At 66.9% G+C, this 13,171-nt stretch carries 11 protein-coding genes; 6 read left to right on the forward strand and 5 right to left on the reverse strand.

The genetic code is table 11. The features are described from left to right. Window positions 1-8: 8 nt before the first annotated feature. Window positions 9-992, forward strand: a complete 984-nt coding sequence (hemB, locus tag DMR_RS02060; protein WP_012750020.1) for a porphobilinogen synthase — start codon at window positions 9-11, stop codon at window positions 990-992. Between the two features lie 225 nt (window positions 993-1,217). Here the strand turns inward: hemB and DMR_RS02065 are convergent, their stop codons facing one another. Next, complete coding sequence (locus DMR_RS02065; protein ID WP_012750021.1) at window positions 1,218-2,075, reverse strand: hypothetical protein; 858 nt, start codon at window positions 2,073-2,075, stop codon at window positions 1,218-1,220. Window positions 2,076-2,409: 334 nt separating this feature from the next. Here DMR_RS02065 and ahbD point away from each other — a divergent pair, with 334 nt between their 5' ends. Then, window positions 2,410-3,576, forward strand: coding sequence for a heme b synthase (gene ahbD / locus DMR_RS02070; RefSeq protein WP_012750022.1), 1,167 nt, complete (start codon window positions 2,410-2,412; stop codon window positions 3,574-3,576). 185 nt (window positions 3,577-3,761) lie between these two features. On the opposite strand, the gene DMR_RS02075 is transcribed toward ahbD, so the two are convergent. The 3 genes from DMR_RS02075 to DMR_RS02085 form a co-directional block, all read right to left on the reverse strand. Further along, entirely contained in the window at window positions 3,762-5,102 is a 1,341-nt protein-coding gene (locus DMR_RS02075) for a DUF4857 domain-containing protein (RefSeq protein WP_012750023.1), read from the reverse strand. Window positions 5,103-5,111: 9 nt separating this feature from the next. Continuing rightward, entirely contained in the window at window positions 5,112-5,792 is a 681-nt protein-coding gene (locus tag DMR_RS02080) for a hypothetical protein (RefSeq protein ID WP_012750024.1), read from the reverse strand. 90 nt (window positions 5,793-5,882) lie between these two features. Beyond that, window positions 5,883-6,773: an ABC transporter ATP-binding protein gene (locus DMR_RS02085; protein WP_012750025.1), complete on the reverse strand. Its 891-nt coding sequence runs from the start codon at window positions 6,771-6,773 to the stop codon at window positions 5,883-5,885. Between the two features lie 287 nt (window positions 6,774-7,060). Here DMR_RS02085 and DMR_RS02090 point away from each other — a divergent pair, with 287 nt between their 5' ends. The 4 genes from DMR_RS02090 (at window position 7,061) to DMR_RS02105 (ending at window position 10,537) form a co-directional block, all read left to right on the forward strand. After that, the gene (locus DMR_RS02090) at window positions 7,061-8,560 is read left to right on the forward strand and encodes a metallophosphoesterase (RefSeq protein WP_232502866.1); all 1,500 of its coding nucleotides are present in this window, start codon (window positions 7,061-7,063) and stop codon (window positions 8,558-8,560) included. Between the two features lie 184 nt (window positions 8,561-8,744). Beyond that, a complete protein-coding gene (locus DMR_RS02095) occupies window positions 8,745-9,866 on the forward strand; it encodes an acyltransferase family protein (protein WP_407636333.1) in 1,122 nt (373 codons plus the stop codon). A 43-nt stretch (window positions 9,867-9,909) separates the two neighbouring features. Further along, window positions 9,910-10,101 carry a type II toxin-antitoxin system HicA family toxin gene (locus DMR_RS02100; protein ID WP_012750028.1) on the forward strand — a complete coding sequence of 64 codons (192 nt, stop codon included), beginning with the start codon at window positions 9,910-9,912 and terminating at the stop codon, window positions 10,099-10,101. A gap of 10 nt (window positions 10,102-10,111) precedes the next feature. Beyond that, window positions 10,112-10,537: a type II toxin-antitoxin system HicB family antitoxin gene (locus DMR_RS02105; protein WP_012750029.1), complete on the forward strand. Its 426-nt coding sequence runs from the start codon at window positions 10,112-10,114 to the stop codon at window positions 10,535-10,537. A gap of 82 nt (window positions 10,538-10,619) precedes the next feature. On the opposite strand, the gene leuS is transcribed toward DMR_RS02105, so the two are convergent. Further along, window positions 10,620-13,133 (reverse strand): leucine--tRNA ligase, encoded by a 2,514-nt coding sequence (leuS, locus tag DMR_RS02110; protein WP_012750030.1) that lies wholly within the window; start codon window positions 13,131-13,133, stop codon window positions 10,620-10,622. Window positions 13,134-13,171: the final 38 nt, after the last annotated feature.

Consider the following 13,171-nt stretch of genomic DNA (forward strand, 5'->3'; position numbering starts at 1 on the left):
GGTGTATCGTGAATATCGGTGATTTCCACCGTGGCCGTCGTCTGCGGCGCACGGAAGGGCTGCGCGACCTGGTCCGCGAGACCGAGTTGCGCCCGGCCGACCTGATCCAGGGCTATTTCGTGGTCGATTCCCCGGACGCCGACTTTGAAAAGCCCATCAAATCCATGCCCGGCCAGAGCCAGTTCTCGGTGGAGCGGCTGGTGGCCCGGGTGGGCCAGGCCATGGACCTGGGGCTTCGGGCGGCCATCGTCTTCGGCCTGCCGGCCAAGAAAGACCCGGCCGGCACCGGAGCCTACGCCGACGACGGCATCGTGCAGCGGGCCGTCACGCGCCTGAAGGAAACCTACCCCTCGCTCACCGTGGTCACCGACGTGTGCCTGTGCGAATACACCAGCCATGGCCACTGCGGCCTGCTCGACGCCCACGGCGAGGTGCGAAACGACCCGACCCTGGAACTGCTGGCCAGGACGGCCGTGAGCCATGTCCGGGCCGGGGCCGACATCGTGGCCCCCTCGGACATGATGGACGGCCGGGTGGCGGCCATCCGGGAAGCACTCGATGATGCCGGCTTTTTCCATATCCCCATCATGAGCTACGCCGTCAAATACGCCTCGGCCTTCTATGGTCCCTTCCGCGACGCCGCCGACAGCGCCCCGGCCTTCGGCGACCGCCGGGGCTACCAGATGGACCCGGCCAACTTCCGCGAAGGCCTGCGCGAGGCCGCGGCCGATCTGGCCGAGGGCGCGGACATCCTCATGGTCAAGCCGGCCATGCCCTATCTCGACGTCTTGCGGGCGCTGCGGGACAATTTCGACACGCCCATCGCCGCCTATCAGGTCAGCGGCGAGTATGCCATGCTCAAAGCCGCCATCGCCAACGGCTGGCTCGACCCCAAGCGTTCGGTGCTTGAGGCGCTCCTGGGCATCAAACGGGCCGGCGCGGACATGATCATTACCTACTTCGCCGAGGAAGTGCTGCCCTGGATCAAATAGGGTGGCGCGACGGCCACGTGAAAACGGCGTCCGGGAGCGAGGCTTCCGGACGCCGTTTTTCGTTGGAAGAGGCGTTGGGCTGAATGTTGCGGGCCGAGGCGGTCTCGTTTTGCCGCCGGCGGCTTCCGGCCGGCGGCCGGGGCTGGAGTTGCGAGGCCGCCGCGCCCTGCGCGTCGGCCGGACGTTGGGCCGGGAGCCGGAGCGCGGGGCAAGCCTGACGCCGGATTAATGAAAACTGAACTTCTGGACCGACGTGTCGATGGCGTCGAGCAGCGCTCCGGCCAAGGGCTGGTAGCCCTGGGGCAGGTTGGCCTTGAGGTCGCCCAGGCATTGGGCCTTGGCCTTGCCGGCCATGAGGCAGTAGTAGGCAGCGGTGGCGGCTTCGAGGTGTTTTTGCTCATTTGAGCCGGCGGCGGTGGCCGCTTTCTTGGCCGCCGCTTCCAGTTCTTCGTACCGTTTGGGGAATTCGCCCGGCTTGTCGGGACGCCAGCCGCCGTCGGCGAAAACGCCGTAGCGGATCGGGGCGGGGTGGGAACCGGGATAATAATCGATGACGACGTCGTTGGGGGCCATGTCGCTGAAGCCGTTTAAACTGTGGTCAACGGTTTCCAGCAAGCCGTCCTGCGCAAAAGGCGAAAAGGAACCGCCCCAGCCGATGGCGACCTGGGCATAGCTGATGGATACACCGTTGTAGGTGAATACTTCATGGGCCCAGCAACAGCTGGCTCCGCCGTCAAAGAGTTTGAGCACCAGGGTAGACATGCCCTGCTTAGGAAAATTGACGGCGATTTCCGTTTGCTTGAACGTGTCGGTCGTCTGGGCCGACTTGAGGATTTTTTTGCCCTTGTACACGGCATCGACGACCCAGGGCGTCATAGGGTCGCGACTCTTCTTGAATGTGACGTCGAGGTCGTAAAATTTGATCTGATTGCCTTGGATTGTAATGCTTTTGTCCGTGTTGCTCTTTTGGAACTGCGCCAGGGTTTCGCCGTGGGCGGCGCGCGGCACGGACGGCAAAAGCGCAAGGCAGGCGACGACAAAGCAGGCGGCAACGAATTCAAGAACGGTCGCAGCGGATTTCATGAACGGCTCCTTGGCTGCCAGAGTGTCCATGATGGATGGTATTTTCCGTGAAATGTCAAGGCGGTCGTGGCCTGGCCGCGCCGCCGCGACCTCGCTGCCACAGGGTTTCCCGGCGAGGGGCCTTCGCCGCGCCCTGCCGCCGGCGGGCGCGGGCAGCGACATCAGCCCGGGCGATGCCCCCGGCCGTTCCCGCCGCCCCTCCCCCGGCAAGCCCCCGCCCCTGCCTTGCCTCACCCGCCCCAACCGTTATATTGAGCGGACCGTCGCCGCCAAGCTGGCGGCAAATTCCCGCCAAGGAGGACGCCGCGACGCACGTTGTCGCGGCCCACGCCATATGCAGCATCCCCACAGCAAAGGTTCCGGCCATCCCCACGGCATGGGCTCCGGCCACCCCGGCGGCCATCCCCTCGGGCATCCGGGCGGCCACCCCCAGACCGGCCCGGCCGGCGCGCCGCCGCTTCGCCTCGTCGCCTGGGAAGTCACCCGGGCCTGCAACCTGGCCTGCAAGCACTGCCGGGCCGAAGCCTGCCTCGATCCCTGGCCGGGCGAGTTCGACACGAAAGACGCCAAGGCGCTTATCGACACCTTCCCCGAGACCGGCAGCCCCATCATCATCTTCACCGGCGGCGAGCCGCTGCTGCGTCCCGACATCTTCGACCTCGTGCGCCACGCCAGAAGCCGCGACCTGCGCTGCGTCATGGCCCCCAACGGCACGCTCGTCACCCCGGAAAACGCCCGGGAGATCAAGGCCTCGGGCATTGCCCGCTGCTCCATCTCGATAGACGCCCCCACCGCCGCCGACCACGACGACTTCCGGGGCGTGCCCGGCGCGTTTGAAGGGGCCCTTCGCGGCATCGAATACTTGAAATCGGCCGGCATGGAGTTCCAGATCAACACCACCGTGACCCGGCACAACATGGGAAACTTCAAGGAGATCTTCAAACTGGCCGAAAAGCTCGGGGCCGCTGCCTGGCATATCTTCCTGCTGGTGCCCACCGGCCGGGCCGCCCAGCTTGGGGCCGAAATCATCACGGCCAAGGAATACGAGGAAGTCCTCAACTGGTTCTACGACTTCCGCAAGACCACCACGATGCACTTGAAGGCCACCTGCGCTCCGCACTACTACAGGATCATGCGCCAGCGGGCCAAGGCCGAGGGCCTGGCCGTCACCCCGGACACCTTCGGCATGGACGCCATGACCCGGGGGTGCCTTGGCGGCACCGGCTTTTGCTTCATCTCGGCCGTGGGCCAGGTCCAGCCCTGCGGCTATCTCGATCTCGACTGCGGCCAGGTGCGCGAAAAGCCGTTCCCGGAAATCTGGCGCACCTCGCGGCAGTTCCTCCAGTTCCGCAACAAGGAGGAGTACGAAGGCAAGTGCGGCGTGTGCCAGTACCACCGCGTCTGCGGCGGCTGCCGCGCCCGGGCCCAGACCATGTCCGGCAACTACATGGCCCCGGAACCCCTGTGCGACTACACCCCGCCCAAGGCGGGCGAGGAATAAGAGGAAGAAGCCTCCGGCGGCCGGGGGCCTGAGGCCCCCGGCCCCCCCACTTGGGGGAACAGTAAGCGGCGTTGCCGTAACGATGGGCGCAAGCCCTGGAAGGGGCGGCAAATGTTGGCAGCGCGGCGGCCGGGATGCGGTCGCCGCGCTTTTTTGCGGTCAATATTGCCCAAGGGCGTGGTCGATCAGCCGTTAGGGGCGTCGGCTGGGCAGGCGACAGGGGTGTCGTGAAGCGGCGAAGCGCAAGGTTTGTGTGGCGTCCAAAAGCCCGTGGCCAGCCCGCAAAGTCCGCCGGCCGCGCCGCAGGCGGCCGCCAGGGGCACGGCGGCTGCCCCGCCCTTTCTCCAGGCAAACGCCCCGGCGACGGCGGCCCACAGGCCGGCCCCCAGGACCGACCACAGGCCGCCCACGGCCAGGGTCGGCGCGACAAAGGCGCTCGTTTCCGGGGCCAGGGTCAGGCGCAGCGGGCACAACAGCCAGGAAACCATGGCCCCGGGGCCGGACGCGGCCGAGGGCACGGCCCGGGTGGCCCGGATTTCCGGCCCGCCGCCGGCCGGCCGGTAGGCGGCGGCGACGGCGGCGGCGTCATCCACGATGCAGGCGTCGCCAAAGGGATCGATGACGGCTTTGAGCCAGTGGCGGGCCGGATCGTAGCCCTGGCAGGGCAGCGCTCGAAGGCCGAGGTCGCCGCCGAGCCAGTAGACCGTGCCCGACGTGCCGACCACAAGGCCCAGAGCCGTCCCGCCAGCCGCCTCCTGCACCTGCACATGGGCCACGGCCTCGCCCGATGGCAGGGGCACCCGGGCGACCTGGGGCAGGTCGCGCACCCGGCGCAGCTGATACAGTCCGCCGGCGGCGTCGGTGAGAAACCAGCCGGCGTCGAAGGGCTTGAGCAACGTGTCGCGGCCGTAGGCGGCCGTGGCCGGAAAGACGAAGCCGGCGGCGGCCAGGGCGGCGTTGACCGCCTCGGACAGGGCCGGGTCCGGGGCGTTGTGGTCGGCGTTGACAAATTCCAGACGGCCGGCCAGGCGGAAGCGGTCCTCGGGAAAGACGAGGGTGACCCGGTCGGGCCGGGAGTCGAGCAGGGCGTACAGCCCCGGGTCGGGCCGGCCCCCGGCGACATCGGCCGGTCGGATGCCCAGGATGAGCCGGCCCTGGCGCAGGGCCTCGGCGTCGAATTCCCGGCCTTGGATGGTGACGGGTAAAAGCCCCCGTACCCGCAGGCTTTCGGCGTACTGGAAGGGCAGGGCGTTTTCGAAGTCCATGCGGGAAAGGGCTTTGCCCGAGGCGTCGCGGTGCAGCAGCCCATGTTCGGCCAGCCCGGCCTCGGCGGCGGTCAGGGCGGCTTCCTGGCCGGGGCTGAGGTACTCGCGGAAAAGGAACTGGCCGGCCACGGGGCTGAAAAGCGCGATGCTGCGTACGCAGCGCAGTCCAAACAGGGCGTCGAGGCCAAGGGGCAGCCAGACGGCGGCCACGAGGCAGGTAGCAAGGGCCAGGGCGATCCGGCCCAGGGCGGCGGCGGGCATGGCGGGGCCTTATTGGTTCTTGCCGGTGAGGCGTTGGCGGGAGACGGCCAGAAACGGCACGGCGGCCAGGGCGGCCAGCAGCGTCAGCCCCAGGGCCAGGGCCCCGGGATGGCCCCAGGCTCCGGGCGCGGCCGGGAGCAGAAACACCGCCGCCACGCTGGCGGCCACGAGGAGCAGTTGCGCCCGGCCGGCCGTGGTCGGTTCGAAAAGCAGGCTCGTGGTCCCGAGATAGGCGGCCAATCCGGCCGCTTCCCAAGGGGCCAGGGCGGCCAGGTGGGCCGTGACGATCTCCCGGGGAAACCGCGCGGCCGCCGAGAGCCCGACCACGGCCAGGTCCCAGGCGGCCAGACAGGCGCAAAGGCCCAGTCCCAGGGCCAGGGAGCAGGAAAGCGCTCGTTCCATGGTCACGGGCAGATGCAGTGTCAGGCGCAGCCGCTTGCCCCGCGTTTCGGGCAGATGCTGGGCGCAGGCCAAAGCCAGGCCGCCGGCCCAGGGCAGATGGCGCAGGATGTCGAAGGAGACGTTGCCGAGCACGGCGGCCTGATACCAGACCGATTCGGGATGCTCAGCGGCAAAGGCCGCCCGCAGGGCGACCACGGCCCAGACCCCGGCCGCGGCATGGGCTGCGGCCAGGGCGAAAAAGGCGGCCCGGACCTTGAGCCAGTCTTTCCAGAAAAGCGCGCGTGTCATGGCTCGTGCCCCATCCTTGGAAACGTATGGCCGTCGCCGTCACCTCGCGGCACGGGCGGTTGTTGCCGATACGGTCGTGGTGTTGCGGAGCTAATACCGCCCCGTGTAGCCGACAAAGGCGTCTTCCAGGCTCATGGCTTGGGGAGCCAGCCCCTCGGGCGAGACGCCGGCGGCGGTCAGGGCCTTGGCCACCTCCGGCGCATCGGCGAAGCTGAAGATTTCGTAGCGCCCCCCGGCCGCCCGCTCGACGTTGTGGATGGCTCCGCCGGCCCGGGGAACCTCGCGGGCGTTGCCGGGCAAAATGTAGCAGCGAAAGTCGTCGCGAAAAGCGGCCAGGGGCATCCGCCGGGCCTCGCCGCCGGCGCGCAGCAGCACCAGTTCGTCCACCAGCCGCTCCATGTCCTCGATGACATGGGAGGTCAAAAACACCGTGCGCCTGCCTTCCCGGGCGAAATCGGCCAGATAATCCACGAACAGGCGGCGATAGCCGGCGTCCAGGCCCATGGCGTAGTCGTCGAGAATGAGCAGATCCGGTTCCTGGGCAAAGATGAGGCCAAGGACCACCTGGGAGCGTTGCCCCTCGGACATGTGGCGGATGCGGTGGCTTCCGGGCAGCCCCAGCCGGGCCATGAGGTCGCGGAATCGCCCGGGGTTCCAGCGGGGGTAGAAGCGGCAATAGAAGCGTTCGATCTGGTCAATGGTCATGAAATCGTAGGCCAGGTGGCCTTCGAACAGCAGTCCCACCCGGCTTTTGGTCGCCGGGGACAGGGCGTGGGAAGGTTCGCCGTAAACCAGACAGCGCCCGGCCGCCGGCCGCAGGAAGCCCATGAGGATGTTGATGAGTGTGGTTTTGCCCACGCCGTTTTTGCCGAGCAGGCCCACCACCCGGCCGCGCCCCACGTCGAGATCGAGGCCCTTGTGGATGACCCGGCCGTCGTAACTGTGGCGCAAGCCGCGAATTTCGATGACTTGTTCCTGCATGGCGTCTCCGTGTCGAGAGCGATAATCAATTTCATTTTGGTCGTCAAACGAAATTGCTTGCTACGGCGTAGCGCCTTGTTGCGGTTGCGTCCGTGAACCGGAGCAGGCCGTATTCCCGGGCCGGAAGAGTCGCAATCTCTGTCGTCAGGGTTGCCAGGAAGGCCGGGGCATGGAAGAAATCGAAGAAGCGGAGAAGGGGCGGCTCTGGGGTCTGGCTGGGACAACGACCGGAAAAAGACAATGCGGGGGGCGGCATGGGCAGGCAAAGTGCGCGGGGTCGGGAGTGTGTGGTTCGGCTTGGGCGGCTGACGGAGCGGACACTATGGGCGGTTCTGGCCTGCCTGGCTTTGGCTGTCTGGCCGGCCCTGGCCGACGAGTCGTGCCCCCTGGGGCCGACCGCATCCTATACGGCCTCGCAGCCCGGAGCCACGGGGCGTTTTGCGCTGTTTTCCGACGTCCACTTTTCGCCCTTTGCCGATCCTTCCCTGGTGCGCGAATTGGCCGGCTCGCCCGTGGAGTGGTGGCGGGCCATCCTGGCCCGGTCCAAGCCGGGGCTGTCGCCCTACGGCCAGGACACCAACAACGCCCTGTTCCAGTCGTTTTTGGACGACATGGCCGCCAGGAATCCGCGCCCGGACTTCATCCTTTTCCCGGGCGACCTCTTGTGCCACGATTTCTGGACGCTGTATCCCAAGCTCTCCAAGGACACGACCCAGGCCGGGCTGGAGGCGTTTATTCAAAAGACCGTGGCCTATTTCTTCGGCGAAGTGGCCCGGCGTTTTCCGGGCGTGCCGGTCTACGCGGCCCTTGGCAACAACGACAGCGTGGAGGGCGACTACCGCATCGCGGCCCACAGCCCCTACCTTTCCCTGACCGTCCAGGCTCTGGCCGCCTTGCTGCCGAACGAATCGGCCCGGGCCGATTTCGGGGCCACCTATCCCCAGTACGGCTGTTACGCCGTGACCCTGGCCGAGGCCGGCGGCGTGCGGCTGGTGGTGATCAACAATGTTTTCCTGTCCGTAAAGCACCCGGACGCGGCCCTGGGCGACCCGGTGCTGGCCTTCCTGGAGCGCGAGCTGGTCGGGGCCAAGGCGCGCGGGGAAAAGGTCTGGCTCATGGCCCACATTCCGCCCGGCGACGACAGCATGGCCAGCGGCGCGGCTTTGGCGCGCAAGGATGAGGACCGCTACAAAGGGTTCCTGCGCGAGGAGCAAAACGACGCCTACGCCAAACTGCTGGCCGCCTATGCGCCAACCGTCGTCAAGGCGGCGTTTGCCGGCCACGTCCACCGCGACGATTTCCGCATCTGGAAGACATCCAGCGGCGAGCCGGCCGGCGGCATGGGGCTGGCCCCGTCCATCTCGCCCATCACCGGCAACAACCCCGGCTACCAGTGCCACACCTACGACCGGGCCACGCTGGAACTGCTCGACGTGACCACCTATTTTCTGGATCTGGCCAAGCCCGGAACCGGCTGGCGGGAAGAATACGTCTGGTCGGCCGCCTATGGCCGGGGGCTTCGTGCCCCGGCCGACTGGCAGGCGACCTATCTCGATCTGGGCCAGTGTCCGGCCCGTCGGGAGGCTTTTGCCGCCCATTTCGACCTGGGCAGTCCTCATATGGAGGTCACGGAAACGAGTTTCCCGGCTTTCTGGCGGGCCATCGCCTCGCCGACCCGGACGGTCTGGGAGGCCTGGAGCGCGCCCACGCCCCTGGCTCCGTGGCCGCTTGCCGGACCGGGCGGGCAGCCGTCGCCTGCCGCCACGGCTTGCCCTGGCGGATCATGACGGGTAGAAGGCCCCACAAGCGTTCGTAGCGTCTCCGGGAGGGTCGGGCCTGGGCCTTGAGGGTCCATGTCGTGCTGTAACCGGCCGGGGGGATGATCCGACGCAGTCTGCGTGGCTGTGGTCGCGGCTTTTGCCCTTGCCGTCCTGCGGCGGAAGTCTTGGCGTTTCGTCCCCATCTTGCGGAGTGCTTTTGCTTTTTTCTTCTCCTGCGGGCGGTTTCGCCCCTTGTCGCGGACCGGTCGAGGCCGGCGTTTCGGCGCGCATCGACGTGTTGCGCATTGTGCTCATCGGGCTGATCGTCCTGTGCCACGGCGGCCGTTATCTGGGCGTCTTGGTCCCTTTTGACGGCCCGGTAGTCCAGTTTGCGGCCACGGCCTTCAACCGGGGGCCGGCCTGTCTGGCCGTGCCGCTGTTTTTCGCCATCTCCGGCTATCTGCTGCTGCGAAAGCTCGAACTCACCCCGGCCGGCTACGTGCAGCTCATGGGCCGCAAACTCTACTCCATCGGCTTGCCGTTTCTTCTTTTCAACGCCATCTGGATCGTCTGGTTTCTCTGGGTGGGCAGCATTGCCCAGTTTGGCGGCCGTTCCTACATCCTGGAAGCCGGCATCCTGCCCAAGCTTCTGGGCTACGACACTTCGCCGGTCAATTACCCGCTGTGGTTTCTGCGTGAGCTGCTGAAGATCTTTGCCATCACACCGGTGTTTCTGCTGTTTTTGGGGCGGCTGCCGCGCGCCGGACTGGCGCTACTGTTCGTCTTGTGGTTCGTTGAGCGTCCCGCCGACGAATACGGCTTTTGCGGCTTCGCCTTCTGGTTCTATTGCGGCGGCTTGCTGGCCCGGTCCGGGTTGGACCTGGGCGACACGGCCCGGCTGGATCGGTGGGTGCTGCCGCTTTTCGTCCTGGCCACGGCCGTGGTCGGGCTGGCCCCGTGGCTGACCCAGGACGTGGTGGCCTATGCCGTGGGCAAGCGGTTCTATCAGATCCTCGGCGTGGTCGCCTTGTGGTGTCTGTCGCGCCAGCCCTGGATCATGGGCAGCGGGCTGTTGCACCGCATGGCTGCGGCGAGCTTTTTCATTTTCCTGACCCACGAGCCGACCGTATCGATCCTGCAGACGAGGCTTTTGGCCGTATGGCGGCCCGAGGGCGCGGCGGCGCAGCTCGTCGCCTTTATGCTGCCGGGTCTGGTCGCCCTGATCCTGCTCTATTGGCTGGCCCGGGGCCTGTCGCGGTTTACGCCGAAGCTGTACGCCGTGCTGACCGGCGCGCCGCTGCGCAAGCGGCGCGCTGCGCCGACAGCGGCCTGAGGGCGGCTTGACTTTTGCTCGCCGTGTGTGATTTTACACACGGATGGATAGTCGGGAGATCATACGCCGTCTTGAAGCCGACGGCTGGTTCCGCGTCGCCCAGGCCGTCTCCCATCTCCAGTTTAAGCACGCCGTCAAGCCGGGCCGGGTGACGGCGCCGCATCCGAAAAAAGATCTTCCGGCCGGCACCCTGCGCAGCATCGAGCGCCAAGCCGGCATCTCCCTGCGGTCCTAAGGAGGATTTCGTGGACTATATCGCCGTCATCCACAAGGACGCGGATTCGGATTGGGGCGTGTCGTTCCCGGATTTTCCCGGCTGCGTCACGGCCGGCGAGACCCTGGAGGAAGCCCGGCGCATGGCGGCCGAGGCCCTGGCCTTGCATGTGCGCGGCCTGGCCGAGGAGGGCCTTTCGCCGCCGCGTCCCATGACCTTGGACGCCGTGGCGCGCCATCCCGATTTCGCCGACGGCGTGGCCGTGCTCGTGTCCCTGCCGGAAGCCAGGCCGAAAAACGTGCGTGTCAACGTCATGCTGCCCCAAGCGGATTTGGAGGCCATTGACGCCCGAGCCAGGGAGCAAGGCGTCAGCCGTTCCTCGTTTCTGTTGCGGGCGGCCAGGGCGGCCCTGACCGGCCCTGGGGCCGGCTGCGGGGCTTGGAGCGACCGGGCCTAACCTTACCGCATCCCAAAATAGAAAAGCCGGGAGGACGGAAGTCCTCCCGGCTTTTGGCGTTCTTGACGGCGCAGTCGGCGGCCTAGTTCGCCACCACGTTGACCAGCTTGCCCGGCACCACGATGACCTTGCGCACGGTCTTGCCTTCGATGTGCTTGGCCACGTTGGGCTCGGCCAGGGCGGCCTGCTCCAGGGCGGTGTTGTCGGCGTCGGCCGGCACGGTGAGCTTGCCGCGCAGCTTGCCGCAGACCTGCACCACGATTTCCACCGTGTCGGAAGTCAGGGCGGCCGGATCGTGGGTCGGCCAGGGTTCGTTCAAAAGCAGGCTCGTGTGGCCCACGGTCTGCCACAGCTCCTCGCAGATGTGCGGGGCGATGGGCGAGAGCACGGTGAGCAGCGTGGCCACGGCCGAGGACACGGCCTTGGCCCCCTTGGGCTCGGCCCGCAGGGCCTCGACGTTGGCGTACAGGAAGTTGACCAGCTCCATGGCGACGGCAATGGCCGTGTTGAACTGGAATCGCTCGCGGATGTCGGCCCCGGCCTTGGCGGCAGCGGCGTGTTCGCGGCGGCGCAGCTCGGCGAAAAGGGGCGGCAGACCGTCCAGATTCAGGACCTCGGCCGGAGCGCAGGCCGGCATGGGAGTCAGCACGCCCGAAAGCTCCTCGGTCACCAGGCGCCACAGGCGCGACAGGAAGCGCGAAGCCCCCTCAATGCCCGTGTCGCTCCACTCCAGGTCCTTTTCCGGCGGCGCGGCAAAGAGGATAAACACGCGCACCGTGTCGGCCCCGTACTTGCCGATCATGAGATCCGGGTCCACGACGTTGCCCTTGGACTTGCTCATCTTCGAGCCGTCCTTGATGACCATGCCCTGGGTCAGCAGGTTGGCGAACGGCTCGTCGAAACCAACATAGCCGAGGTCGCGCAAGGCTTTGACGAAAAAGCGCGAGTAGAGCAGGTGCAAAATGGCGTGTTCGATGCCGCCGATGTACTGGTCCACGGGCAGCCAGTAGGCCAGCTCGGCCGGATCAAACGGCCGGCCGGCCTCCCGGGCCGAGGCGTAGCGGGCGAAGTACCACGACGACTCGAAGAAGGTGTCCAGGGTGTCGGTCTCGCGCCGGGCCTTGCCGCCGCATTTGGGGCAGGCGACGTCGGTAAACGACGGCGAATGGGGCAGGGGCGAGCGGCCGTCGGGCATGAGCGCCAGATCGCGGGGCAGCTCCACGGGCAAATCGGCGTCGGGCACGGGCACGATGCCGCAGGACTCGCAGTAGATGACCGGGATGGGCGCGCCCCAGTAGCGCTGGCGGGAGATGTTCCAGTCGCGCAGGCGATAATTGATGCTTTTCTTGCCGCGCCCGGAACCGTCGAGCCAGTCGATGATGGCCGCCTTGGCCGCTTCGTTGTCCATCCCCGTGAACTGCTCGGAAGCGGTCAGCACGCCGGGATCGGTATAGGCCGCCGTCATGGCCGAGGCGTCCAGGGTCTCGCCCTTGGGTTCGATGACCACGGTCAGGGGCAGGTCGTACTTGCGGGCGAATTCGAAGTCGCGCTGGTCGTGGGCCGGCACGGCCATGACCGCGCCGGTGCCGTAGCCCATGAGCACGAAGTTGGCGACGTAAATGGGAATCTGTTTGCCCGTGGCCGGGTTCACGCAGTAGGCCCCGGTGAAAACACCCTCTTTTTCCAGATCATCGGCCGAGCGCACGATGCGGTCCATGTTGCGGACCTTTTCGACGAACGCGTTCACCGCCGCTTCCTGGGGCTTGCCGGCGATGAGGCTCGGCACCAGGGGATGCTCGGCGGCCAGGCTCATGAAGGTGGCCCCGAACAGCGTGTCCGGCCGGGTGGTGAAGACCGTGACGCCCTCCGAGCCAGCCACGGGTTCGGCCAGCTTGAAGGTGATCTCCGCGCCCACGGACTTGCCGATCCAGTTGCGCTGCATGGTGAGCACGCGCTCGGGCCAGCCGCCGACGAGCTGGTCGAGGTCAGCCAGCAGTTCCTCGGCGTAGTCGGTGATGCGCAAAAACCACTGCTCCAGGTCCTTTTGGACCACGGCCTGGTCGCAGCGCCAGCAGCAGCCGTCGATGACCTGTTCGTTGGCCAGCACCGTGCCGCAGGTCTCGCACCAGTTCTGGGGCGAGTGCTTGCGGTAGACCAGACCTTTTTCGAGGAACTTCAGGAAAAAGCGCTGCTCGTGGACGTAGTAGCCGGGGTGGCAGGTGGCGATTTCGCGCCGCCAGTCATAGGAATAGCCCAGGCGCTGCAGCTGGGTGCGCATGGAGTCGATGTTGGAGATGGTCCAGGCGGCGGGATGCAGCTTGTGCTTGATGGCGGCGTTCTCGGCCGGCATGCCGAAGGCGTCCCAGCCCATGGGGTGCAGGACGTTGTGGCCTTCCATGCGTTTGAACCGGGCCACCACGTCGCCGATGGAGTAGTTGCGCACATGCCCCATGTGGATGCGCCCCGAGGGGTAGGGGAACATTTCCAGGACGTAGTACTTGGGCTTTGAAGGGTCGGCTTCCACGTGGAAGTGGCCGCCTTCCTCCCAAATGCGTTGCCATTTCCGTTCGACGTCCTCGGGCACGTATTTACTCATGGGGAAACGCTCCTTGGCGCAAAATTAGTCTTAGCGCA

Origin of the sequence: Solidesulfovibrio magneticus RS-1 (assembly GCF_000010665.1) — a bacterium.
Lineage (GTDB): Bacteria > Desulfobacterota > Desulfovibrionia > Desulfovibrionales > Desulfovibrionaceae > Solidesulfovibrio > Solidesulfovibrio magneticus.

Coding starts and splice junctions, on each gene's coding strand:
- DMR_RS02065 (WP_012750021.1), bottom strand. CDS start 2,075: ATGAAATCCGCTGCGACCGTTCTTGAATTCGTTGCCGCCTGCTTTGTC.
- ahbD (WP_012750022.1), top strand. CDS start 2,410: ATGCAGCATCCCCACAGCAAAGGTTCCGGCCATCCCCACGGCATGGGC.
- DMR_RS02075 (WP_012750023.1), bottom strand. CDS start 5,102: ATGCCCGCCGCCGCCCTGGGCCGGATCGCCCTGGCCCTTGCTACCTGC.
- DMR_RS02080 (WP_012750024.1), bottom strand. CDS start 5,792: ATGACACGCGCGCTTTTCTGGAAAGACTGGCTCAAGGTCCGGGCCGCC.
- DMR_RS02085 (WP_012750025.1), bottom strand. CDS start 6,773: ATGCAGGAACAAGTCATCGAAATTCGCGGCTTGCGCCACAGTTACGAC.
- DMR_RS02100 (WP_012750028.1), top strand. CDS start 9,910: ATGGATAGTCGGGAGATCATACGCCGTCTTGAAGCCGACGGCTGGTTC.
- leuS (WP_012750030.1), bottom strand. CDS start 13,133: ATGAGTAAATACGTGCCCGAGGACGTCGAACGGAAATGGCAACGCATT.